General features: G+C 46.2%; 19 protein-coding genes and 1 pseudogene. 4 read left to right on the forward strand and 16 right to left on the reverse strand.

Annotated features, from left to right (window positions below):
* Nucleotides 1-247 precede the first annotated feature (247 nt).
* From EXU30_RS12195 to EXU30_RS12205, 3 genes are all read right to left on the reverse strand, one after another.
* A complete protein-coding gene (locus tag EXU30_RS12195) occupies nucleotides 248-760 on the reverse strand; it encodes a hypothetical protein (RefSeq protein WP_130600416.1) in 513 nt (170 codons plus the stop codon).
* A gap of 377 nt (nucleotides 761-1137) precedes the next feature.
* The gene (locus EXU30_RS12200) at nucleotides 1138-1713 is read right to left on the reverse strand and encodes a response regulator transcription factor (protein WP_130600418.1); all 576 of its coding nucleotides are present in this window, start codon (nucleotides 1711-1713) and stop codon (nucleotides 1138-1140) included.
* On the reverse strand, nucleotides 1703-2983 hold the full coding sequence (locus tag EXU30_RS12205) for a sensor histidine kinase (protein ID WP_242620199.1): 1281 nt from the start codon (nucleotides 2981-2983) through the stop codon (nucleotides 1703-1705). Before EXU30_RS12205 ends, EXU30_RS12200 begins: the two co-directional genes overlap by 11 nt.
* A gap of 219 nt (nucleotides 2984-3202) precedes the next feature.
* On the opposite strand from EXU30_RS12205, the gene greB reads away from it, so the two are divergent.
* Entirely contained in the window at nucleotides 3203-3670 is a 468-nt protein-coding gene (gene greB / locus EXU30_RS12210) for a transcription elongation factor GreB (protein ID WP_130600420.1), read from the forward strand.
* 92 nt (nucleotides 3671-3762) lie between these two features.
* Here the strand turns inward: greB and EXU30_RS12215 are convergent, their stop codons facing one another.
* The 7 genes and pseudogenes from EXU30_RS12215 to EXU30_RS12245 all read right to left on the reverse strand — a co-directional run bounded on the left by EXU30_RS12215 (nucleotide 3763) and on the right by EXU30_RS12245 (nucleotide 11972).
* The gene (locus EXU30_RS12215) at nucleotides 3763-4227 is read right to left on the reverse strand and encodes a hypothetical protein (protein ID WP_130600422.1); all 465 of its coding nucleotides are present in this window, start codon (nucleotides 4225-4227) and stop codon (nucleotides 3763-3765) included.
* Nucleotides 4228-4288: 61 nt separating this feature from the next.
* Nucleotides 4289-4972, reverse strand: coding sequence for a TorD/DmsD family molecular chaperone (locus EXU30_RS12220; RefSeq protein WP_130600424.1), 684 nt, complete (start codon nucleotides 4970-4972; stop codon nucleotides 4289-4291).
* An 11-nt stretch (nucleotides 4973-4983) separates the two neighbouring features.
* Nucleotides 4984-5652, reverse strand: a complete 669-nt coding sequence (locus EXU30_RS12225) for a 4Fe-4S dicluster domain-containing protein (RefSeq protein WP_130600426.1) — start codon at nucleotides 5650-5652, stop codon at nucleotides 4984-4986.
* 168 nt (nucleotides 5653-5820) lie between these two features.
* Nucleotides 5821-6441: a DMSO/selenate family reductase complex B subunit gene (locus EXU30_RS12230; protein ID WP_130600428.1), complete on the reverse strand. Its 621-nt coding sequence runs from the start codon at nucleotides 6439-6441 to the stop codon at nucleotides 5821-5823.
* 11 nt (nucleotides 6442-6452) lie between these two features.
* Complete coding sequence (locus EXU30_RS12235) at nucleotides 6453-8981, reverse strand: DMSO/selenate family reductase complex A subunit (protein WP_130600430.1); 2529 nt, start codon at nucleotides 8979-8981, stop codon at nucleotides 6453-6455.
* A 32-nt stretch (nucleotides 8982-9013) separates the two neighbouring features.
* Complete coding sequence (locus tag EXU30_RS12240) at nucleotides 9014-11011, reverse strand: MtrB/PioB family decaheme-associated outer membrane protein (RefSeq protein WP_130600432.1); 1998 nt, start codon at nucleotides 11009-11011, stop codon at nucleotides 9014-9016.
* A gap of 14 nt (nucleotides 11012-11025) precedes the next feature.
* Nucleotides 11026-11972, reverse strand: a pseudogene (locus tag EXU30_RS12245) (DmsE family decaheme c-type cytochrome).
* A gap of 193 nt (nucleotides 11973-12165) precedes the next feature.
* On the opposite strand from EXU30_RS12245, the gene EXU30_RS12250 reads away from it, so the two are divergent.
* Nucleotides 12166-12483 carry a hypothetical protein gene (locus EXU30_RS12250; protein WP_130600435.1) on the forward strand — a complete coding sequence of 106 codons (318 nt, stop codon included), beginning with the start codon at nucleotides 12166-12168 and terminating at the stop codon, nucleotides 12481-12483.
* A complete protein-coding gene (locus EXU30_RS12255) occupies nucleotides 12480-13091 on the forward strand; it encodes a helix-turn-helix transcriptional regulator (protein ID WP_130600437.1) in 612 nt (203 codons plus the stop codon). The genes EXU30_RS12250 and EXU30_RS12255 overlap by 4 nt, the downstream gene beginning before the upstream one ends.
* Nucleotides 13092-13290: 199 nt before the next feature.
* Here EXU30_RS12255 and EXU30_RS12260 read toward each other — a convergent pair whose 3' ends face one another.
* Genes EXU30_RS12260 through EXU30_RS12280 form a run of 5 tightly spaced genes read right to left on the reverse strand, consistent with a single transcriptional unit; the run spans nucleotide 13291 to nucleotide 20214 of the window.
* Nucleotides 13291-13977 (reverse strand): TorD/DmsD family molecular chaperone, encoded by a 687-nt coding sequence (locus tag EXU30_RS12260; RefSeq protein WP_130600439.1) that lies wholly within the window; start codon nucleotides 13975-13977, stop codon nucleotides 13291-13293.
* 48 nt (nucleotides 13978-14025) lie between these two features.
* The gene (locus tag EXU30_RS12265) at nucleotides 14026-14694 is read right to left on the reverse strand and encodes a DMSO/selenate family reductase complex B subunit (RefSeq protein WP_130600441.1); all 669 of its coding nucleotides are present in this window, start codon (nucleotides 14692-14694) and stop codon (nucleotides 14026-14028) included.
* 11 nt (nucleotides 14695-14705) lie between these two features.
* Nucleotides 14706-17219, reverse strand: a complete 2514-nt coding sequence (locus EXU30_RS12270; protein WP_130600443.1) for a DMSO/selenate family reductase complex A subunit — start codon at nucleotides 17217-17219, stop codon at nucleotides 14706-14708.
* A gap of 32 nt (nucleotides 17220-17251) precedes the next feature.
* Nucleotides 17252-19252 (reverse strand): MtrB/PioB family decaheme-associated outer membrane protein, encoded by a 2001-nt coding sequence (locus EXU30_RS12275; protein ID WP_130600445.1) that lies wholly within the window; start codon nucleotides 19250-19252, stop codon nucleotides 17252-17254.
* A 14-nt stretch (nucleotides 19253-19266) separates the two neighbouring features.
* Nucleotides 19267-20214: a DmsE family decaheme c-type cytochrome gene (locus EXU30_RS12280; protein WP_130600447.1), complete on the reverse strand. Its 948-nt coding sequence runs from the start codon at nucleotides 20212-20214 to the stop codon at nucleotides 19267-19269.
* 787 nt (nucleotides 20215-21001) lie between these two features.
* Here EXU30_RS12280 and EXU30_RS12285 point away from each other — a divergent pair.
* Nucleotides 21002-23344 carry a Tex family protein gene (locus EXU30_RS12285; RefSeq protein ID WP_130600449.1) on the forward strand — a complete coding sequence of 781 codons (2343 nt, stop codon included), beginning with the start codon at nucleotides 21002-21004 and terminating at the stop codon, nucleotides 23342-23344.
* A 221-nt stretch (nucleotides 23345-23565) separates the two neighbouring features.
* Here the strand turns inward: EXU30_RS12285 and EXU30_RS12290 are convergent, their stop codons facing one another.
* Complete coding sequence (locus EXU30_RS12290) at nucleotides 23566-24003, reverse strand: YHS domain-containing (seleno)protein (protein WP_130600451.1); 438 nt, start codon at nucleotides 24001-24003, stop codon at nucleotides 23566-23568.
* Nucleotides 24004-24219 lie beyond the last annotated feature (216 nt).

Raw genomic sequence — 24219 nt, forward strand, 5'->3', positions numbered from 1 at the left:
GTATAAAAACTAAGTCATACTTAATCACTAATTTAGAGTCGCCCTATAATTAAATCACAGCAGTAGAATATTGCTACATTTTTGTTACTCATGTATCGATTTGTAGCCCCGTAGGAGCCGGTTAAAAAGATTGACCGAGGGGTTTATTGCTAAGTAAATCAGGCTGATGCTTAAACAGATTTTGCAAGGCAGTGCTTTGGGCCAGATGTTTATATCAGTTCGATAGTCGCTGCTTAATGGTATTGGATCATTGGTAGTAGTTCATTGGTATTACGGCTAGCTGACTATCGGTTTGATAGCTGAGTTGAAAAATGAATAGGTGTTCCATTGTTATCAGAGCGCTTGCATTATCTTGATGGAGAGCTGTAGGCAATAATGTTAGTTGCCCTGGTGCAGACCCATCACCTACTTGTAACTGAGGCTCAACCCTATGCTGAATGAATAGCCTGCTTGGTAATGTGTAGTAAAGCATGCTTATTTGATTGAGTCTTGGGTGCGCTATTTGATGGTAGTTACACTTTAGCGGCTGAGGCATAGTACTGCGGCCAAATAGGTTTGACCGGCAATAGTCTGTTAACTTGGCAAAAAATGCAGGTGATAACGAAAAGCTCTCACCTTCAATACGGTACGAGCCAAACTCGACAGTCGTAGGAATAATGCTTAACGGCTCACCGTGCCAAAGCTCAAATTCAAATAGCCAGTATTCATTTGTTGCCAGTAGATAGATCCATTGCTGCCTAGTATCAGAGTCAAGATTCATAATGAGAGGTTGTAACCGATAAAGAGGATTTAGTTGATTGTAGGTAGTGGGCAGATTTTGATTCTTGAAGGTGTTGGCAAAGGTAATGTTTGCTGAGCAGGCAAGCGGGACAAGTAAACTAACACGGAGCAGGAAGCTACTCTTTAGCGTTGAGCTAAACAATAAGCTACAAATATTGAAAAGGTTTGAGTTGTACATATAAGTCCTTTTATTTGTACAAGTTTTTACATGAGAAACATATTAGGTAGAACTAAGAGTAGCTATGTTTGACAAAAGCGCTACCCAGCCCAAGTGCTTTTACTTAAAACTACGCTTAAATCAAACTGCCAATTAGCCTAAGTGCCATTAAATCTAATTACCGTTTAACCTGAGCGTCATTAAGCTATAGCGCTGCGACTTTCTGCGCAGGGCTTTTTTGCTAGCTTGCGTTGCAAGGTTCGCCTGTGCATGCCGAGCTGTCTTGCGGTAGCAGACACATTGCCATCATTAGCGTTGAGAACCTGCTGAATATGCTCCCACTCTAAACGCTTCGTGGTTAGAGGTTGCTCATCGGGTTCGCATATTGTTGCTTGATTGGCTTGACTACCAAGTTGTGATGGCGATTTTTCAGTCAAGGCAGTTAATAAGGTTTGGGTGTCTACTGGCTTGGCTAGATAGTTATCGGCGCCGAGGCGAATCGCTTCTACTGCCGTTGCTATGCTGGCGTAACCGGTTAATAGCACTATCACGCTGTTGGGTAGCAAATTCCGAAGTGGCGTGATCAGGTTTAGGCCATTGTGCTCAGCAAGTTTCATATCTAGCAGAATATGGCTAGGTTTGAGCTGACGCGCCAGCAGTAAACCTTGACTTGCATCTGTGCACGGATGGCTTTCGAACTCATGTCGGGCTAGGCGGCGACTCAAAATATTCGCCAGTGATTGGTCATCTTCAATGATTAGGATTTTATTTTTCATACACGGGTAATGTCACTCTAGCTTCAACGCCGCCTTGTTGAAGACTGCTCATAATGAGCTGCCCACCAAGGCGCTCAAAACTAGCATGGGATAATAACAGGGCAATGCCCATACCTTTGGGCGCTTCAATTATTCTGTGCCCGAGCTGTTTGATTAAGCTTTTATCAATGCCTTTGCCATAGTCTGTCACCGAGATAAACAGTTGCTCACTTTCCTGGTCAATATCAAAGCTTACTTTATGACCAAGGCCATTTTCGGCACTGGCTCTAGCGCCGTTTTCAATTAGTGATAGTAGCGCAGGTATCAGACTGACATCGGTCGTTATCATACTGGTTTGCGCAGCTTCGCTGATGTGAGTTTCCAGGTTTAACTCAGGCATTAACAGCAACACCTGGCTTTTGATTGACCCTACAAGCTCGGTGACTGGCATCACTATTTGTTTTTGTTCGCGAATGGCGTTGGTGGCATGGCGTAAGTTATCCAAAGTGTGCTGACAACGGCTGAGTGCCTGCTGCATTTCAGGGGCGATTATTTCTGGTTGCTCGCCTTCATTAAGGTCATCGACGAGTAATTGCAATGAGGCAAGTGGTGTAGCGAGTTGATGCGCCATTTGTGCCGAGGATGTGCCTAAAGCTAATAGTTTTTCCTGACGCAACTGTGATTCACGCATGTAGCTTAGCTCTGCATCTTTTTGGCGAATTTTATGGGCAATAAAGCCCACAAACATGGTGAGTACCAGCGCTGAAATAAGGTAGTTAAACCACATACCAACGTAGTGTGAGCGCATGTCCATGCCATGATGGTTCATATGATGCTCGGGAATAGCGTAGATCATCAAGCTATAGCCCAATGTGGTGAGTAAGGTCAGCGACCAGGGCGCCCATGCTGGCTGAGTGACTGCAGCAATGGCAATGGGTAGCAGCATTAGTGAGACAAAGGCGTTAGTTGCGCCGCCTGTGAGATGCAGCCAAATCAGCCAAAATATGCTATCGATGACTAAAGAAATGAAAACCCAATGTTTGTGTTGATAGCTACGCAAGATAAAGCTGGCGGCAAGGTAGAATGCTTCTGCAGCAAATAGCAGGTAAATGTCTTTGGGCGGTGCAGATAAACCAAACAAGTCTGCAGCAAAATGTACTAGGCCTATTTTTAGTAGCCAGAACATGACACGCAAGGGTAAAAGCTGAGTGGTTAAGCTGGTGGACTCTGGTTTTAGATTTAGCAAAATGACTTGGTTTTTAAGAGCTTTAGCATATCTTAAATTACTCAAAATCATCGCGTTGTGACCTGACATCAAAGCTGTATAACTGAGCGTAATCGCGATCACATTAATGACATTTCCTCGCTCTTTTTGTTGTTTACTGCATGGTGGTAGCCAAGCTTACCCTAGTCGCAGTAGGCAGCGAGTATGCTATATTGCATGCCAATATCAATAGAGATAAATGACGTGGCTTTCAAGCCAGGCTAAAAGGAATACGAGTTTAGGTATATGCGAACTCAAATTGTCACCCGAGAAGGGTTTAACAAACTAAAACAAGAACTGGATTTTTTGTGGCGTGAAGAGCGCCCAGAAATCACCAAGAAGGTCGCGTGGGCAGCAAGCCTTGGTGATCGCAGTGAAAACGCTGACTACCAATATAATAAAAAGCGCCTGCGTGAGATTGACCGTAGGGTGCGCTACTTAAGAAAAACCATTGAAAATACCAAGGTAGTTGATTACGCACCTGAGCAAGATGGCAGTGTGTTTTTTGGTGCCTGGGTTGAGATTGAAAATGACGATGGTGAAACCTTAACTTTTCGCATTGTCGGTTACGACGAGATTTTTGGTCGTAAAGATTACATCTCTATCGATTCACCAATGGCTAGAGCGCTACTAAAAAAGCAGGTTGATGATGAGGCGGTAGTGAAAACACCAGATGGTGAAAAGGTGTGGTACATCAATAAGATTTGGTACTAGTCGCCAGCATAACTTTGTTTCACTAAGGTTTGGGCTAAACTACTGATTTATTAAAAGGAGCTGAACAGCTCCTTTTTTATTTGTTGTGAGAGCTAATATTTTCCCATATTGCTTTGACTACGGCGCATCGCCTGCACTGATTTTGCCAATTGTTGATCGGCGGCGACAACGCGTTTGGCTTGCTCAATTAGCTCATCTGTTTGAGTCTGCTCGGTTGTTGACTGGGCATCATTAAGTATCTGCTTAGCGTAGATCAAAGTGATGGAGCAAATCAGCTGCTCAGCCTGACTCAGTTGTTGATGTTCAGCTTGTTTTACAAACAGCAAAATGTAGCAATCAAACAGCCTTGGGAATACCTCATTCAAGCTAAGGTGTGCATCTTCTGCTGACTTGTTTGGTAACTGGCACATAGCCGCAATCAAGTTGCAGACGGTTGTTGCAGGTGTTGCTGCGACAAACAGCTCACGCACACTGGATTGCTTGGCAAAAAAGTGATTTAGCTGGTGGGCATATTCTGCTTTCTGCCATTGCTGTCCAATGGACTTAATAACGCTCATGATTGGTTCTCTTGGTGTCTATTATCAGACTTTTACTTACTAGCCTTTTGGTGCCTTGATTTTAGCGAAATAAGCGCTGAGTGACAGGTATCACCTTCAAAGTATTAGCAAGTGCTTGTTCAAAGTCGGCCGCTAACATGGCAATAGCGCGGAAAAAGTCGGTTTGCGCATGTTGCTGCGCAAGCTCGTGGCAACGACCCGACCAGGTAAGCAGATGTTGTTGAAGTAAAATGCACAAGGTGCGCTGGGTGTCATTACTGTCTTCGTTGTCAGCAACTGCCGTGAGCATCATTTCAATTAACTGGTCAATGACTGCATAGAACAGGGCGATATGATCAACAGGTTGCTGGTGCTTTAACTCGAAACTCACCCCTTGCTGCTTGTAAAAATCCATCAGCGCTATGGTGGAGTCATCATTTAAAATCCCTTGTTCACCTAAATACACTGAACCCCATGGCATAGCTTTAGGCTCACCTGGACCAAAATACAGTTGACCGTAGTCGAGTTTAAGGTCGGTAATTTTGTCTGCGTGCCAATTGGTAAGGTACTTTTGCAGCAGTAACTTACCTTGATCGCAATCAGCGGTATTCGCGGTGTGTTCATCGTGAAAATTTGGCCATTGCTGGGCAAGGTTGTGCTTAACAAAATAGTTAACTGACTGTTCACTTGGGTAATCAATTAATACATTGTGCAGAATACGCGCTACCGCTTGAAGCTCTTGAAGTTGTTCTGTTGGTATATTCACTTATTTTATTCCTATTTAGGGCTCGTTAGTAACCCTTTGGCATAGTCACTAGCAGGGTACTTCTTGCCCATATTACCTTTGCGACGATTAGCGCTACGCCTTGGCTCTAGACCGCCCAATAAGGTGTTAGGTGAGGTAATTTGCGATGACGGAATTGACGATATATGGGCCTTTTGACCATGCTTTAGTTTGAGCTGTTCTATGGTGCCAAAGTCGAGCGCTTGCTTAGGACAGGCGGCGACACATAATGGGCGGTCGCCATGCTGTACCTGCTCAAAACAGCCATCACATTTTACGATGACCTTTTTTACTGGGTCGAGCTGCGGCGCATCATAGGGGCAAGCACGGGCGCAGGCTCCGCAGCCGGTACACATGTCTTGAATGACGTGCACTAGTCCGTCTTCACTGCGCTTGTGCATTGCGCCACTTGGGCACGCCAACACGCAAACTGGCTCACTGCAATGGTTACACGCTAACGACATAAAGAAGGTGGGTACATTGCAATGCACTTGCTGATGACGGTTTTTGTAAATGACATCACCGTCGCTTTTGTAGACGCGTCTTGGGTTAACGCTGTGTTCACTATCAAATTTGGCCTTACACACACGGTGGCACTTTTTACAGCCGATACATTTGCGGGTATCGAAATAAAAACCATGTTGAGTGCTGTCGGATAACATAAGGCGCCTTGATGATATGGTTGGGTGCTATAGCTGCCATCATACTGATTAGGCAAAAAGGATGACATTGGCTTAATGCAAGACTGTGTCATCACTCAAAAAATGTGCGAAAAATGTAGAAAGGGTGGCTAGCGCCCAAAATCGCAGACGCTAGCCGGCAGGGTACTGTTATACCTCTGAGTAGTTAACTATATCGCCGTCACGGTGACCATTCACATTGGCTTTAATGATCAGGTTAGGTGAGGTGATACTTTCTGGTGGTAGTGGCGCGATATGACCGTCACCATTACCGTATTTCTGTTTTAGATTGTCCATAGTGTCAAAGTCGATGGCACGTAGCGGACAAGAGTCAACACAGCTTGGGTTCTTACCTTCAGCGAGGCGCTCGAAGCAGCCATCACACTTGGTCATTACCTTGCGCTCAGTATCAAGTTGTGGCGCATCGTAAGGACAGGCTCGGGCGCAGCTACTACAACCAATACATAGGTCGCTTGCTACATGTACTAAGCCATCTTCACGGCGTTTGTGCATAGCGCCGGTTGGGCAAGCTTTGACACAAACTGGCTCATTGCAGTGGTTACAACCTAGAGACGTGTAGTAAGCAAACACGTTTTGGTTATAGGTGCCATTTGCATTGGTTACCCAATCCCCGCCCGCGTATTCATAAACTCGGCGCCAGTTAATACCGACAGGAATGTCTTTGCGGTCTTTACACGCCACCTGGCAAGCTTTACAACCTGTGCACTTAGTTGTGTCGATATAAAAGCCATATTGAACGTTAGTAGTCATGATGCTGCTCCTTAAGCTTTCGCAACCTGTGCGCGGTTGGTGTGTTGAGGGTTACCTTTAACAACAGGGGTTGGGGCGTATTTGGTCAAGGTGTTAATACAGCCACCAATGTCTATCACATGGCCTGATGGACCTACTCGGCCATCAGGGTCTGGAGTGTACCAGCCACCTTGCCCTAACATGGCAACGCCTGGTGTTACACGTGATGTGATGCGCACTGGAAGTTCCACTGTGCCGCGATCGTTGTACAGGTGGATTAGCTCGCCTTGATTTAGCCCGCGAGCATTAGCATCAACCGGGTTCATCCAAACTGCATCTTCAACGGCTTCACGTAACCAAGGCACATTGTGATAGCTTGAGTGAGTGCGACCTTTAGTATGGAAGCCACATAGTTGCAGCGGGTAAGATTTAGCGCTTTCGTTGTCTTCAAAACCTTCAGCAGTGACAACGTATTTAGGTAGTGGCGAAATCGTTTCCCCCTCTTTGATTGTCCAGGTACCCGCTTTGTAGGCATTAGACAGTGAGTAGATCTCGATTTTACCTGTGACGGTCGGACGAGGATTTGCTACTGGGTCAGCAACAAAGCCTTGCAGCGCAACATTTGACGTTGGTGCATACTTTCTAAAGACACCGACCTCTTGCGCTTCGCTGTAGGTTGCAGGCATTGAGATATCAGAGTTCGCCGCTTTGGTTTCATCATAGATTTTCTCACACCATTCACGCCCTGTGCGACCTTCAGTATATTCACCACCTTTACCCATCTTCTCAGCAATGCCGGCGCAGATGTCGTACATTGACTTAGAATCACCCACTGGCGTTAGCGAGGTACTCATCATCGTGGCATATGCCATTTGGCCTGATGCATAGCTGTCGTTAGCGACGTCCTCTGACTCCAGCCAAGTGGTGTCAGGCAGTAAGATATCTGCAAATTTTGCTGATGGTGTCATCCAGCAGTCAGTAACAATGATCATTTCGCACATAGTGTCATCTTGTAAGATGGCAGCAGTGCCGTTGCTGTCTGAGTGCTGGTTAATAAGCGCATTACCAGATGCGTTGATAATAACTTTGATATTGCTATTTAGCTTGGCTTCGTTGTTGTCGGCTAACTCATTAGTGCCACTGGTTGCAAAGCGCACACCGTCAGTCGTGCCTGTAAACTCTTCGCCGCGCACAATCGCGTCACTCCAAGAGAAAACAGGAATCGTTACATCAACTGGGTTACTACCGGCTGACATACCACTAATTGGGAATGAGTAGCTGCTATTCATGGCGCCAGTATTCACTCCTGCGGTACCAATTTTGCCTGTCATGATTGCTAGCATGTACGCGGCGCGAGTGTTTTGGTCACCGTTGGAGTGACGACTTACACCGCCACCTACGATAATGTAAGGTGCCTTCGCTGCCATGATTTTATCAGCAAGTTCGCGAATATCGTCTGCGGTAATACCACAGATTGACTCTGCCCACTCTGGTGTGCGTGCACCTTGAGTTTGGTATTTACCTAAACCTAGGATGTAGTCGTGGTAGTTATCAGTTACGTCGATATGGGCAGCATGACGGTCGCCTTTTGCTTCTAAGTCGGCTTTGGTTGCTTCAAGAGATGCTTGGTCATAACCGACACAGTATTTATCAAGGAACGACTTAGCATTGGTATCAACCCAGCCTGAATTGATCATTTGATAAATAATGGCTTCAATAATTGCCGCATCTGTACCAGGACGAATAGCAAGCCATTTGTTTTCATTACCGCGCATAGAGTCAGTGTACTTAGGGTCAATCATGTACACTTCAATGTTATTGGTGTTGGCTTCAAGTGCTTTGATGAAATCGTAGCCTTCGCCCGAACCAGATTGGCGAATTTCATTTGGGTTGTAGCCAAAACCAACGAAGAGGTCGCTGTTTTCGATTTCAGACAGGCTAGAACCACCGATTGAGTCCCACTGATCGCCATAGGTCGCCATACAGGCTGAATATACCTGTGCCCAAGAGTAATCCCAGTGGTGATTTAAGAAGCCACCATTAAGGTTTAGCAGGCGACCCCAAGTCGCTGTGTTTGACGCAAAGCCGTAGTATGCGCCAGTACCATAGTTAAAGTAGATAGACTCATTACCGTACTCTTGCGCAACAGACTGAAGTTTAGCTGCAATTTCTGAGTAAGCTTGGTCCCACGTAATAGGCACAAATTTGCCTTCGCCACGTTTACCCACGCGTTTCATCGGTGTGGTTAAGCGATCTGGTGCATAAGTGCGTTGTTTAAGTGAACGGCCACGAGCACAAGCACGGATTTGATGGTTGACACCATACTCGTCGGTGGTCTCGTGATCTGTCTCAATACGTGTGATCACCCCATCACGGCTAAACACTTTAATTGGGCAGTTTGAGCCACAGTTAACTAGACATGCAGACCAGTTGATGACTTCATCTGCAACTGGCGGCTCTGGTGGATTAACATTAGCTTCATCAGAGCTCGTTTTACATCCGACCACAGTAGCAGCACAGCTTAGTGCAGCACTGGCTTTTAAAAAACTTCTGCGTTCCATAATCTTCTCCTCCGGGAATAAATCGATGCGTATTAGTGCAACTTGTAGGTAAACGACAGCATCACTTGGTGCGCGTTGTAGTTATGGTTGATATCGCCCAAGGTGATCATCCCTGGGATGTCATTAACCCCTACGGTTGCTGCATCGGTATCGAAATAGCGTTCATAGCGGTAAGTGAGTTTCAACGCCATTTGCTCATCAATGGCATAGTTGGCATAAGCACTGGCACTATGACGATATGAGTAGTAATCGCCATAAAGCACGCCTGTGTCGCTGCCAATAGGGTAGGTATCGCTAATTGAGTTACTGAAGTTGTAATCAAGCCCTAGGCTGAGCTTGTCCTGCATAAGGCCGGCATAGTTAAGTCCAGCACCCAGGTTGATAAATTGGTCTTCTACATCTGCTTGCCAGTCGGCACTGCCATAGCTTTGGCTACCGGCCTGGTTTGAGTTAATCCACTGCTGGCCACCAAAACCGTAACCGCTTAGGTTCTTACTGAATTGCAGATTGACGTTGAGGTCATAGCCATAGTCTTGCGCTTCAGTTAAGCCGATTTGGGTGTTGTGGTAATCGTCATTGGCATAACGGGTGGTTAAGTCGACACTTATCCAGTTGTTAGGCGTGTGATTAATGGTTAACTCGACTGCATTGCGTTTGCGGTCAGCAAGGTAGTATTTGCGTAGCAGGGCATTATTTTCAGATGAGGTGTCTTTGCTTGCCTCATACTCACTGCCGCTGCGGTTAGCGTGCTCACCTTTGATGCTGACATTGAACTTGTCAAAGGCACGAACGTTCAGCTTCATCCATAGACTGTCGTCATGGGTTTGCTCACGGTCGCTAAAGGTGCGCTCGACTTCTTTACGGTCGTAACCGGCTTGCAAACGGTAGCCGCTAGCAATGCGGTAGCTAGCGTTTAACTTGTAGGTATGACGGGTAATGTCTTGTGGCTTATTCTGCCTAAAGGTGCCCGTCACACTGTTGTAGTTGTACTGGGTAAACTCAGCGGTTGAGCTTTGGTTGTCACGGTCGCTGTAGGCAAAGCTTGCCCCAAGGCGCAGACGATTAGTGAGCATCGAGCTGATAGCAAAGCGGCCATCAAGGGTATCAACCTGGCCATCCCAGCTTTGTAGTGGGCTACCAGAGACATTCACTAAGTCTTCATCTTGAATCATGCGCCCCGTGGCGACACGGCCACTCATGACGGTGCGGTTAAGCTGGTACTGACCCGACAGTGACACCTGATGGGCTTGATTGTCAGGGGTTGCGGCTTGCACATCGTAAAGGTGTGGCAAGCTGATGTGGTTCATTTTGTTCTCATAGTAGCTGCCTTGATAAGCCAGCTCCGTTAACCAGTTATCGCCCGAGACGTTAATGCCAGCATCTAATTGCTTAGTGCGCGCATCAATCGGCAAGCCAAAGTTGATTGGGTTAGGGGCAACCAGTGAGCTTGATTGGTGACCGGTTTTATCTTCCTGGCTGTAACCGATATAGGCATCAAACAGGTCTTGTTTTAACTCTACACCTAGGCCGATTTTCTCGCGCTGTTTGGCGAGGTCAAAGACACGCATCGTATCTGATGGCGTCAGCATACCGTTGTTGTGCCAAAATGGGCTTTCAACATTACCAGCTTGATAGGTTTTGATGCTGTCGTAGTCAAGATTGACGCTGTACACACCCGACTTACCGGCGCTAAAGCGGGCAAAGCCGTTATCCATACCTAACTGATGGGCTTGCAGCTTAGCTTGGTAGCCTTCATCGTTTTGGTAACGCACATCACCGCTAACTGCGCCAATGGCGCCATCTTCTGCTGTGCCGAGGGCATTACCCGCATGGATATCATCCACATTGTTGTAACCTGCGTGCACACTCACTTCACCTGTGTAACCTTGGGCCTGAGTGCAACGCTTACACTCATATTTGCCAAAGTTCACCGCGTCAGTATTGGCATTACCCACCGCAAAGTTAGCGGCCATTGCAGGGGTGGCTGCAAAGGTCATGGCTAAGGTAATCATGTTTAATTTAAATGACATTCTCTTGCTCTCCATTAGCGTTGCAGCAGGCTGCCAGATGGGTGGTTAGAGCCATGGATTTGGCTGTGGCAGTTCAAGCAGCTCTTAGCGCCGCCAAATGCATCCATACCTGGCTCAGGTACCACGCGAGAAGCGTGACCGTCTGGCGCGTGACATTGCTGACATAACTGAGGTGCACGGTTATCAAGCATGTTGTCGTTGACGCTGCCGTGTGGGTTATGACATGAGACGCAGTTTTCAGTCACTGGCGCATGCTCCCATAGGAATGGGCCACGTTTTTCAGCGTGACAGCTGTAACAGGTGTCATTAACCGTTGGTTGCATCAAGGCGCTTTCGTTCATTGAGCCGTGCGGAGCATGACAATCAACACAGGTCATCTGGTCCCACTTCATTGGGTGTGATGAGCGTTTGTTCATGTCGGCTTTTTCTTTGGTGTGACATGAGGTGCAGGTGTCATTGACGCTGAGTTTATCTAGCGCAGGGTCGTTGGCAGCATGAACCACATGGCAATCAGCACAGGCAATCTCTTCAAGATTGTGGGTACTGGTATGCCAAGCCATTTGTTTCGGGTCGTTGTGACAGCCCTGACATACGCTGTTTTGTGCACTGGCGCTCAGCTTGCTGTCTTTACCAAAGCTAATCATCGGCTCTTTACCGCCACGATTATGCTTACCTTGTGGGCCGTGGCAGGCTTCACACTGCAACCCCGCCATAGGCGATTTGCTGTTATTGATTTGGCCGTGGACACCATCAAAGATGGCGGTCACTGTGTCGTTTTTCTTGTGACACATGAGGCAGGAGTCTGCCCCTTAGAGGAATATTTACCTTCGCTGAACTTTTGTTCGAGCTTAGTTTCAAGTTGCTCGCTTGTTAAATTTTGCCAAGGAGTGGCTAGGGTGTGGCTACTCCAAAAACAAAATATGGCGAGCGTTGCTATAACAAGATGACTGCGTGCGTCCATAGCATTTTCTACCTTGGTATTGGTTAATAATTGTTTGCGTTATTGAACTATTTACATTGTATGTATGTTATTTAAAACGTCATGCTGATTCGTTTGCTTAAAAAAGCATTAATTGAAGTCGATCACAAATGGCTTGGATTTACATATCAAAATAAACACAGATCTTCTTATAGTTGTTGGTGGGAGGAGAAATATGATTAAGTTTCAGGTTAGGCCAGCACTAACAACAAAAAGTATGTTGGATTTTTGTCAGGCTAAAGGTATTTCTGTGCCTGATGAATATGCCGTTTTTAAAGGTTTGCTTGATTTTGATTTAACAAATGCAAGTTCGCCAATTAGGTTGTTAGAGTATTTATCTCAACATGAAGATGTAGATGCGTTATTTATTGAACAGCTGTTTTGTTATTCAGCTGGTCAGTGGCTAATTCATATGGAGCCTATATTGTCGCAGTCGTGTGATAAGTCGATAGCGAATCAAATTTATGACTTCTTTATTAACATGGTGGGGTGAGAACTAACCTAGATTGGCGTCTGCAAGAAGATGAAAATCAGCTTAGGTTTATTGTTAATCCTGCATATGGATCGGTTTACGAAGAGTTGGTTTTGTATCATTTCTTTGCTGCTTTGCTAGCTAGGATTGATGTTAGTTATGATGAAGTAGAAATAAAGTTTGCTAAGGATATAGCTAGTTACAGTCAGTATAATTTGTTGCCTTATTGTAATTTTGATAATGGCAGGTTTGAGTTGGTTGTGGCTAAAGAGTCTGCAGGTAAAATGATTAATCCATTATTTTTAAATAGAATTATGTCGGATTATGACTTAATTATTGCCGCGTGTAATATGATTCCTGTATCTGAATTAAATGTGACTTCTTTATCTTTTATTTTAAGTATGTCAAAGCGAACATTGACAAAATATTGTGAAGAGATGGGTATTTCTCTGAAAACGCTGATTAATCATGTTAAGTATAAGCGGGCGAGAAGGTTGTTAGTGATCAATGACGGCAATGTTAAAGCCACTGCTTGTGATTGTGGATATACCGACCAAGGCAGAATAAGTAAAATATTTAGCCAGATATCAGGCCAATCGCCAAGTGAATATTATAAAGAACAGCAATAATTCTCATTTAAATGAACTGCTGGTTGTATAAAGATAAATTTAACGCATCGATTTAGGGCTAATAACTCCCCATATTTGACTTGCTGAGCTAATTCAGTATCGCGATGGATAAAACATTGCAACTGTAAGAAAAGTCTACATTTCTATTGCTGCTTAGTGGACTGAATTAGACTCATAACTGGATGCTGGTAATTATAGGTTAGCGAAATAGACGTTGGCTAACAGGCACCACGTTTAGGGCGCTTGCTAGCACTTGTTCAAAGTCTGTAGCTAACATAGCGATGGCGCGATAAAAGTCGGTTTGCGCATGTTGCTGGGCAAGCTCGTGGCAACGACCCGACCAGGTAAGCAGATGCTGTTGCAGTAAAATGCACAAGGTGCGCTCAGCTGCATGACTGTCGTTTTCGCTGTCATTTTCACTGCCGCTTTGTGTCTGTGGCGTCAATAACACCTCAAGTAGTTGATCAATCACGGCATAGAATAATGCGATATGATCAACAGGTTGCTGGTGCTTCAACTCGAAACTCACGCCTTGCTGCTTGTAAAAATCCATCAGCTTAATGGTGGAGTCGTCGTTTAAAATACCTTGCTCACCTAAATACACTGAGCCCCATGGCATGGCTTTAGGTTCACCAGGCCCAAAATACAACTGACCATAGTCGAGCTTAGTTTGGTTAAGTTGCTCAGGCGTCCAACTTGCCAAGTATGCTTCTAGCAATAGTTTTCCGGTTTTGTTGTGCTGGTTGCTCGTTAAATCAGGCCATTGCTGGGCGATTTGATGTTCGATTAAATACTCAATACTTTCTTGAGTTGGGTAGTCGATTAGCAGGTTATGCAGTAAACGGGAGATTGCTTGGAGTTCGAGTAAGGTTTGTTGGTTGCTCATGATGCACCTTTAAAAACGTGGCGCCTCAGGCGAGGCGCCATAGTTGCTTTACACTTCAGCGAAGTTTAGTACTTGGCCTTGGCGTCCAGAGTTTTTATTTGCTTTCACAATCAGGTTCGGTGATGTGATGCTCTCTGGCGGAAGCGGCGCAGCGTGGTTGTCACCGACTCCGTATTTTGCTTCAAGCTCTTCGCGAGTACCAAAGTCGATAGCGCGCATTGGGCAAGATTCAACACAGATAGGCTGCTTGCCTTCTTGTAGACGGTCAAAACAACCGTCACACTTGGTCATTACCTTGCGCTCAGTATCGAGCTGTGGCGCATCGTATGGGCACGCTTTAGCGCAGCTGCTACAGCCTACACATAACTCAGTGGCTACGTGCACTAGGCCATCTTCGCGACGTTTGTGCATTGCGCCTGTAGGGCATGCTTTGACACACACAGGCTCGCTACAGTGGTTACAACCAATTGAGGTGTAGTGGGTAAATACGTCTTGCTCAAACGTACCAGTATTTGGGTCTACGCTCCAAACACCGCCGCCATATTCGTACACACGACGCCAGTTAACGCCATTAAGTGCAGGAACGCCTTGCTCTTTTGGGTTGTTGCCTTTGCGAACGATGTCGCCTTGGCGATCTTTACAAGATACGTGACACGCTTTGCAACCAGTACATTTAGTGGTGTCAACATAGAAACAGTATTGTTTATTTTCGCTCATAGTGGACTCCATTAAACGATTGCGCGAATTTGAACACGGTTAGTGTGCTGTGGGTTACCTTTCGCCACAGGGCTAGGGGCATAGCGAGTTAGCGAGTTGATAGCGCCTCCCACGTCGATTACCTTGCCTGTCGTGCCTTTTCTGCCGTTTTCATCAGCTTGGTACCAAGCACCTTGACCTAGGGCAACAATGCCAGGCGCAACGCGTGGTGTTACACGAACCACAACTTCAATTGAGCCACGGTCGTTGTACATCTCAACCTTGCTACCTGAAGTTACGCCGTATTGTTGTGCGTCCATTGGGTTCATCCAAACCGCATCTTCAACCGCTTCACGCAGCCAAGGTACATTGTGGTAGCTTGAGTGAGTACGGCCTTTAGTGTGGTAACCCGCTAACTGCAGTGGGTATGCATCTTTGGTGTCTTCGTCTTCATAACCATCCCAAGTCACTGTGTACTGAGGGATAGCTGTGATGGTGTCACCTTTCCACTTGTTTTGCGTCCAGTTAGCCGCGCGCCATGCAAGCTCAGCTGAGTAGATCTCAATCTTGCCTGATGGAGTAGATAACGCTTGACCTTGGTTAACGTAGCTGTCCATAGCAACAAAGCGCTCATGCTTGTTGCGGCGGAAGAAACCAATTTCTTGTGCTTCTTTATAAGTTGCTGGGAATGCTGGTTCAACACCGGCATTTGATGCGCTATCGCGAGTCTGTTGGTATAGGTGCTCTAACCATTCTTCTTCAGTGCGACCTTCAGTAAACTCGTTACCTACGCCCATTTTTTCAGCAATAAGCGCTGCAACTTCGTACATCGACTTACAGTCCCAAATAGGCTCTACCGCTGCGCTCATGGCAGTGATGTAGTCTAGTGAACCTGAAGCGTATGAGTCGTTGACGAGATCGTTCGACTCTAACCATGTGGTATCTGGAATGATGATGTCGGCAAACTTGGCGCCTGGAGTCATCCAGCAATCACAAGATACGATTAGCTCAACGCCGCTTTCATCAGCCAGAATGTTGGCTGTGTGATTGATTTCAGCGTGTTGGTTCAATAGTGAGCTATCAGAAGCTGAGATGATCATCTTGATGTTAGTACCAAGTGGCGTGTCTAGGTCATCAGTACCTGTAATACCGTGGGTACGAGCAGTCATGTTCTCGCCGTTGTGGATTGCTTCACTCCAGGTAAAGAATGAAATGCGCTCTTTAACTGGGTTTGAACCAGAAGGAATACCGGCGCGGTACATGCTGGTCATTTTCGGAAGCTCACCATTTGATGAACCATCAACACCAATCTTACCGGCAAGTACGCTTAGCATGTAGATTGCGCGTACAGTTTGCTCACCGTTTGCCTGACGGTTAACACCAGCACCAGCAATGATGTAAGGTGCTTGTGAACCCATTAGGTCGTCTGCAATCTGTTTGATTTTAGTTGCAGAAATACCAGTGATCTTCGCTGCCCAATCCGGTGTGCGCGCACCCTGGTCGGCAAATGCATTAAGGCCCAAGATGTAGTCATGGTAGTTTTGCGCAGGGTCCATGTGCTGAGCGTATTCTTGCTCTTTCGCATCACTGCTAGCTGCGAATAGGTCTTTTTGAGCCTGGATAGAAGCTGCGTCGTAACCAACTGAGAACTTGTTGATAAAGTCGAGTGAGTTAGCGTCAACCCAACCTGAGCTGATCATTTGGTAAGCAATTGCTTCAGCTAATGCCGCGTCAGTACCAGGGCGGATAGGTAACCAGTCAGACTCTTTACCTAACATAGAGTCAGTGTAACGAGGGTCGATTAGGGTCACTTTCAAACCATTGCTACGTTGCAGTGCTTGCAGGTAGTCGTAACCTTCACCTGAACCAGATTGGCGGATCTCACTTGGGTTGTATGCAAAACCAAGTAGGTAGTCACTGCTGTCTAGTGTAACAGTCGATGAGCCTTTGGTTGAGCTGCTACCGTACATGTGCTTAGCAGCTTCTTGCTGCTGTGCCCAAGAGTAGTTACCGTAGTATTGCAGACAGCCACCAACGAGGTTGAATAAACGGTTGAAACAAGCATTTGATGCAAAACCGTAGTAAGCACCAGAACCATAGCTGCGGAAAAGCGCCTTGTTGCCGTGGGTGTCAATGATTGACTTCATTTTGCCAGCAATTGTGCTTGCAGCTTCGTCCCATGTAATAGGTACAAACTTACCTTCACCGCGCTTACCCACTCGTTTCATTGGGCTTTTTAAGCGATCTGGTGCATAAGTGCGCTGACGCAACGAGCGACCACGAGCACATGCACGTACCTGATGCATGCCGTATTCATCTTCAACTTCATGATCAGTTTCAACACGTGTGATAACACCATCACGGCTATACACGCGAACTGGACAGTTAGAGCCACAGTTAACCAAGCAAGCTGACCAGGTTAGGTCTTCTTTTACCGGTGGTTGCGGTGGGTTAACGTTTGGGTCATCAGAACTGGTTTTACAACCAGTTACGGTTGCAGCACAACCCAGTGCTGCACTGGCTTTTAAAAAGCTTCTACGTTCCATTTTTTATCCTCTCAAATCGTTACCGAAGTGCGTTAACGCAACTTGTAGGTAAACGACAGCATCACTTGGTGAGCGTTATAGTTGTGGTTGATATCGCCTAGGGTGATCATCCCCGGAATACCATTGATCTCTACATTGGCTGGGTCGGTATCGAAATAGCGTTCATAGCGGTAGCTCAGTTTTAGCGCCATCTCATCACTGATGGCGTAATTGGCATAGGCTGTCGCGCTGTGGTTATACGAGTAGTAGTCGCCGTAGTAGAGGCTTTGGCCATCTGTGGTTGTTGGATAAGTGTCACTTATCGAATTACTAAACAGATAGTCGATACCTAGGCTGAGCTTGTCCTGCATAAGGCCGGCATAGTTAAGTCCAGCACCCAGGTTGATAAATTGGTCTTCTACATCTGCTTGCCAGTCGGCACTGCCATAGCTTTGGCTACCGGCCTGGTTTGAGTTAATCCACTGCTGGCCACCAAAACCGTAACCGCTTAGGTTCTTACTGAATTGCAGATTGACGTTGAGGTCATAGCCATAGTCTTGCGCTTCAGTTAAGCCGATTTGGGTGTTGTGGTAATCGTCATTGGCATAACGGGTGGTTAAGTCGACACTTATCCAGTTGTTAGGCGTGTGATTAATGGTTAACTCGACTGCATTGCGTTTGCGGTCAGCAAGGTAGTATTTGCGTAGCAGGGCATTATTTTCAGATGAGGTGTCTTTGCTTGCCTCATACTCACTGCCGCTGCGGTTAGCGTGCTCACCTTTGATGCTGACATTGAACTTGTCAAAGGCACGAACGTTCAGCTTCATCCATAGACTGTCGTCATGGGTTTGCTCACGGTCGCTAAAGGTGCGCTCGACTTCTTTACGGTCGTAACCGGCTTGCAAACGGTAGCCGCTAGCAATGCGGTAGCTAGCGTTTAACTTGTAGGTATGACGGGTAATGTCTTGTGGCTTATTCTGCCTAAAGGTGCCCGTCACACTGTTGTAGTTGTACTGGGTAAACTCAGCGGTTGAGCTTTGGTTGTCACGGTCGCTGTAGGCAAAGCTTGCCCCAAGGCGCAGACGATTAGTGAGCATCGAGCTGATAGCAAAGCGGCCATCAAGGGTATCAACCTGGCCATCCCAGCTTTGTAGTGGGCTACCAGAGACATTCACTAAGTCTTCATCTTGAATCATGCGCCCCGTGGCGACACGGCCACTCATGACGGTGCGGTTAAGCTGGTACTGACCCGACAGTGACACCTGATGGGCTTGATTGTCAGGGGTTGCGGCTTGCACATCGTAAAGGTGTGGCAAGCTGATGTGGTTCATTTTGTTCTCATAGTAGCTGCCTTGATAAGCCAGCTCCGTTAACCAGTTATCGCCCGAGACGTTAATGCCAGCATCTAATTGCTTAGTGCGCGCATCAATCGGCAAGCCAAAGTTGATTGGGTTAGGGGCAACCAGTGAGCTTGATTGGTGACCGGTTTTATCTTCCTGGCTGTAACCGATATAGGCATCAAACAGGTCTTGTTTTAACTCTACACCTAGGCCGATTTTCTCGCGCTGTTTGGCGAGGTCAAAGACACGCATCGTATCTGATGGCGTCAGCATACCGTTGTTGTGCCAAAATGGGCTTTCAACATTACCAGCTTGATAGGTTTTGATGCTGTCGTAGTCAAGATTGACGCTGTACACACCCGACTTACCGGCGCTAAAGCGGGCAAAGCCGTTATCCATACCTAACTGATGGGCTTGCAGCTTAGCTTGGTAGCCTTCATCGTTTTGGTAACGCACATCACCGCTAACTGCGCCAATGGCGCCATCTTCTGCTGTGCCGAGGGCATTACCCGCATGGATATCATCCACATTGTTGTAACCTGCGTGCACACTCACTTCACCTGTGTAACCTTGGGCCTGAGTGCAACGCTTACACTCATATTTGCCAAAGTTCACCGCGTCAGTATTGGCATTACCCACCGCAAAGTTAGCGGCCATTGCAGGGGTGGCTGCAAAGGTCATGGCTAAGGTAATCATGTTTAATTTAAATGACATTCTCTTGCTCTCCATTAGCGTTGCAGCAGGCTGCCAGATGGGTGGTTAGAGCCATGGATTTGGCTGTGGCAGTTCAAGCAGCTCTTAGCGCCGCCAAATGCATCCATACCTGGCTCAGGTACCACGCGAGAAGCGTGACCGTCTGGCGCGTGACATTGCTGACATAACTGAGGTGCACGGTTATCAAGCATGTTGTCGTTGACGCTGCCGTGTGGGTTATGACATGAGACGCAGTTTTCAGTCACTGGCGCATGCTCCCATAGGAATGGGCCACGTTTTTCAGCGTGACAGCTGTAACAGGTGTCATTAACCGTTGGTTGCATCAAGGCGCTTTCGTTCATTGAGCCGTGCGGAGCATGACAATCAACACAGGTCATCTGGTCCCACTTCATTGGGTGTGATGAGCGTTTGTTCATGTCGGCTTTTTCTTTGGTGTGACATGAGGTGCAGGTGTCATTGACGCTGAGTTTATCTAGCGCAGGGTCGTTGGCAGCATGAACCACATGGCAATCAGCACAGGCAATCTCTTCAAGATTGTGGGTACTGGTATGCCAAGCCATTTGTTTCGGGTCGTTGTGACAGCCCTGACATACGCTGTTTTGTGCACTGGCGCTCAGCTTGCTGTCTTTACCAAAGCTAATCATCGGCTCTTTACCGCCACGATTATGCTTACCTTGTGGGCCGTGGCAGGCTTCACACTGCAACCCCGCCATAGGCGATTTGCTGTTATTGATTTGGCCGTGGACACCATCAAAGATGGCGGTCACTGTGTCGTTTTTCTTGTGACACATGAGGCAGGAGTCTGCCCCTTTAGAGGAATATTTACCTTCGCTGAACTTTTTAACCAAAGTGGCCTCTAACTGTTCAGCATCTAGATTTTTCCACGGTGTTGCGTGGGCACTGCTAACCAGGGCAAGGCCAAGTAGCGCAGTAACTGCGAGTGATTTAACGATTGATTTCATGGTGCATTTGCCTATAGGTCTATAGCAATACGAAAAGCGTGTACTTTGTAATGGCTATATATTAAGAGATAAATGCTAAAAACCTGGATTGTTACAATATGGGCGACCTTTTTTGTTTGCTTGCGCAGAATAATATCCAAAAAGTGATATAAACCACATTTTGGAATGGTCGATATTGAAATTGTAAAGGTAGGCGTTTTTAAGTTTTAATTAATATATTCAGTAGCTTGTGTGCGAATTTTTATTTGTGTTATTTAATGCATGTAACTGTTGGGTGAGGCAAATGTTAAGGAATGTATCTCTAGCTATAAAGAGGTATTTTTGATGCTGGTTATTAACTTTCAAAATTGTGATCTAGTTGGCTGGCTGCTTGTCTATATGTCGAACAATACCTTCATGCGTGCGCATTAAAATTACGCTTAAACCCTTACTACAACTGGTTTTAATGAGAGTGGTTGTTATTTGTAATTAGTTTTCATTTGGCTTCTACATGCTGGCTAGTTAACTGACTATTACAGCTAAGAACTGTCATTAACTGCCCAAACTATTGAGCTGTATCTGCGAGTTGTTACTAAAGTTATCACCTAAGCTATCGGCTACTTTATACCCAAAAGCTGAGTTAAAGCTTAAACCTTGTCGCTTGCCAAGTGCGCCAAATTAAACTGATGTAACTCTAGGTCACTCTTTTTACTAAAAAGCGCAGGTTTGGCTATAGAGGCGGGTTAATTTATTAGCTTTGTCTGTGCTATCTTTTACGCCACTATTTCACGAGACATTCTTTTTATATATGCAATCTATCTCGCACCTAATTGCAACTGAGTTGCAAGTTCGTCAGCAGCAAGTTGAGTCTGCAATCGCCCTCTTGGATGATGGCGCAACCGTGCCGTTTGTGGCGCGTTATCGTAAAGAAGCAACTGGCGGCTTGGATGATACGCAACTGCGTCAATTAGATTCACGCCTGACCTATTTACGTGACATGGAAGATCGTCGTCAGGTGATTTTGTCGAGCATTGAGGCGCAAGGAAAGCTAGCCCCAGAGTTAAAGCAAGCCATTTTAAGCGCAGATAGTAAAACCCGATTAGAAGATTTATACCTGCCATATAAGCCAAAGCGCCGCACTAAAGGGCAAATTGCGATAGAAGCGGGCATTGAGCCTTTGGTTGATGATCTGCTGCAAGATCGCAGTGCAGATATTGATGCAGTAGCAGTAAACTATCTCAATGAGCAAGCAGGCTTTGCAGATGTGCAGGCAGTAAAAGACGGTGCACGTTTTATTTTGATGGAACGCTACGCAGAAGATGCGGAGCTTATTGCCAAAATCCGTAAGCATCTAAACTCTCAAGCTCAGCTTAAAAGCCGCATGGTGAAAGGCAAAGACAAAGAAGGCGCTAAATTCCGCGATTACTTTGAGCACGACGAAGCCATTACTAAGGTGCCATCTCACCGTGCGCTGGCGATGTTGCGTGGCCGCAATGAAGGCGTGTTAAGTTTGTCTCTGAATGCCGATCCTAACTATGAAGGTGAGGGCAGCTACTGCGAAGTAATTATTGCTGAACACTTTAATCTTAAGTTTACTGACTCCAGTGTTGATCAGTGGCTAAAACAAGTGGTTAATGGCACCTGGCGCATTAAGATTGCGCTGCAGATGGAAACTGAGTTTGTTAGCAAAATGCGCGAGCAAGCAGAAGCTGAAGCGATTAACGTATTTGCCCGCAACCTTAATGACCTGTTGATGGCCGCACCTGCAGGCGCCAAAGCGACCATGGGCTTAGACCCAGGGTTGCGTACTGGCGTGAAAGTGGCGATTGTCGACACCACAGGCAAGCTAGTGGCTCACACGACTATTTTCCCTCATGCACCGCAAAATCAATGGGACAAATCACTGCGTACCTTAGCTAATTTAGTCGGCATGCATAAGGTTGATTTAATTGCTGTGGGTAATGGTACTGGCTCGCGTGAGACAGATAAATTAGCTAGTGAGCTAATGGCGATGGTCAAAGACAAGCAGCCCCAATTAAACAAGGTGATGGTAAGCGAGGCGGGCGCATCTGTGTACTCAGCATCAGAATTTGCCGCCAATGAGTTCCCAGATTTAGATGTCTCTATTCGCGGCGCGGTATCTATTGCCCGCCGTTTGCAAGACCCGCTTGCTGAGTTGGTTAAAATTGAGCCTAAGTCAATCGGTGTGGGGCAGTATCAGCACGATGTTAGCCAAAGTCAGTTATCCCAGTCACTTGAAGGTGTGGTTGAAGATTGTGTTAACCGCGTAGGCGTAGATGTAAACATGGCGTCAGCACCACTACTTGCACAAGTGGCAGGCCTTAATAAGACACTGGCGAAAAACATTGTAGATTACCGTGACCAAAATGGCCGCTTTAGCGAGCGCAAGCAACTGCTAAAAGTGACCCGCTTAGGCCCTAAAGCTTATGAGCAAGCCGCTGGCTTCTTGCGTATCCCAAATGCGCAAAACCCGCTTGATGCCTCTGCTGTACACCCTGAAGCTTACAGTGTAGTCGAGTCGATTGCTGCGGATAAACAGCTGCCATTGGCCAAATTGATTGGTGACAGCCAAACCTTAAGCGCCATTGATGCTAAAGCGTATGTAACCGAGCAGTTTGGTTTGCCGACTATTAGTGACATCTTAGCCGAGCTAGATAAGCCTGGGCGCGACCCGCGTGGTGAGTTTAAAACTGCTGCGTTTAAAGAAGGCGTTGAAACTCTAGCTGACCTAAAACTCGATATGATTTTAGAAGGCGTGGTTACCAATGTGACTAACTTTGGTGCTTTTGTCGATGTCGGCGTGCATCAAGATGGTTTAGTGCATATTTCATCGCTAACTGACAAGTTTGTAAGTGACCCACACACCATAGTGAAAGCGGGTGATGTGGTGAAAGTGAAAGTGATGGAAGTGGACATTGAGCGTAAGCGTGTTGGTCTAAGTATGCGCTTAGATGATAAAGCTAGCGCTGCCAAATCTGCCGCAAAACCTGGGGCGAAAACTGGTGCCAATAAGAGCAAACCTCAGCATAAAGCTCATGGTAAGAAGTCTAACTATAAGGCGCAAAAAGCCCCAGCCAACGCAGCCATGGGCAATGCCTTTGCTGATGCGTTTGCTAAGCTGAAGAAGTAAAAAGCCCAAAGAAGTAAAATCTGGCGAAGTAACAAGCTAGATTGCTTATGCAATCAGTACAATAAAATGGCCGCTAATTAAATTAGCGGCCATTTTTGTTTTTAGGAGCTGTGTTTCTATGCTCAGTGTTTCTAGGCTCAGCGTTAGTCCTATAGCTCTGCGCATTGGCTATGACACTTGCTTTAGTTGTTGATGTGTTTGACTGAGAAGTATGTAATCTCTTACTTGCTGAGCTTTTCCTGCCAGTGGCCGTCAGCTTCTTCAATAAACTGCACTTTATTCTTTAACCAGTTCTCACGCACGCTGAGGCTGTAGTTCAGGTACAACTTGTCTTGAAATACAGTGAATGCTTCAGGATCTGTACTGACAACAAAACCACTACTCATCGCATAAGCGCAGTAGCCACCATACTGCGGCGCATACTTTTCTGGCGTTTTATCAAATAAGGCTTTGTGCTGTGCAGAGGCGAAATACCACTGATTGCCATTATAACTGCTGGCAAAATCGCTGGAGCCTTTCACTGCTTTATCTTGAGTGAAATACGCGACAACATCATAGCCATTTACCGCTACACCTTCGTCGTTATAAACAGGCTCCTTAGCCAAACTGGTACAGCCCATTAATAATAGTGCGATAAATCCGATTAGTAGTTTGTTCATTGTTGCCTCATAAATTTGCTTACCTGCAAAACTAGACCTGAGTTCACACAATAAAATTTCAGTTTAGATGCATTGATTGAATTCTTAATGTTGTAACTGTATCTTAACCGAATTGTAATCATTATGTTGTAGGTGCAGTATTGTAACTGCCTTGTTTCAAGTTTACGCTGCAAGATGTTAGCTGCGAAACAGTGATTACACCTAACAGCTGAAACC

It is taken from the genome of Shewanella maritima, assembly GCF_004295345.1.
Classification (GTDB): domain Bacteria; phylum Pseudomonadota; class Gammaproteobacteria; order Enterobacterales; family Shewanellaceae; genus Shewanella; species Shewanella maritima.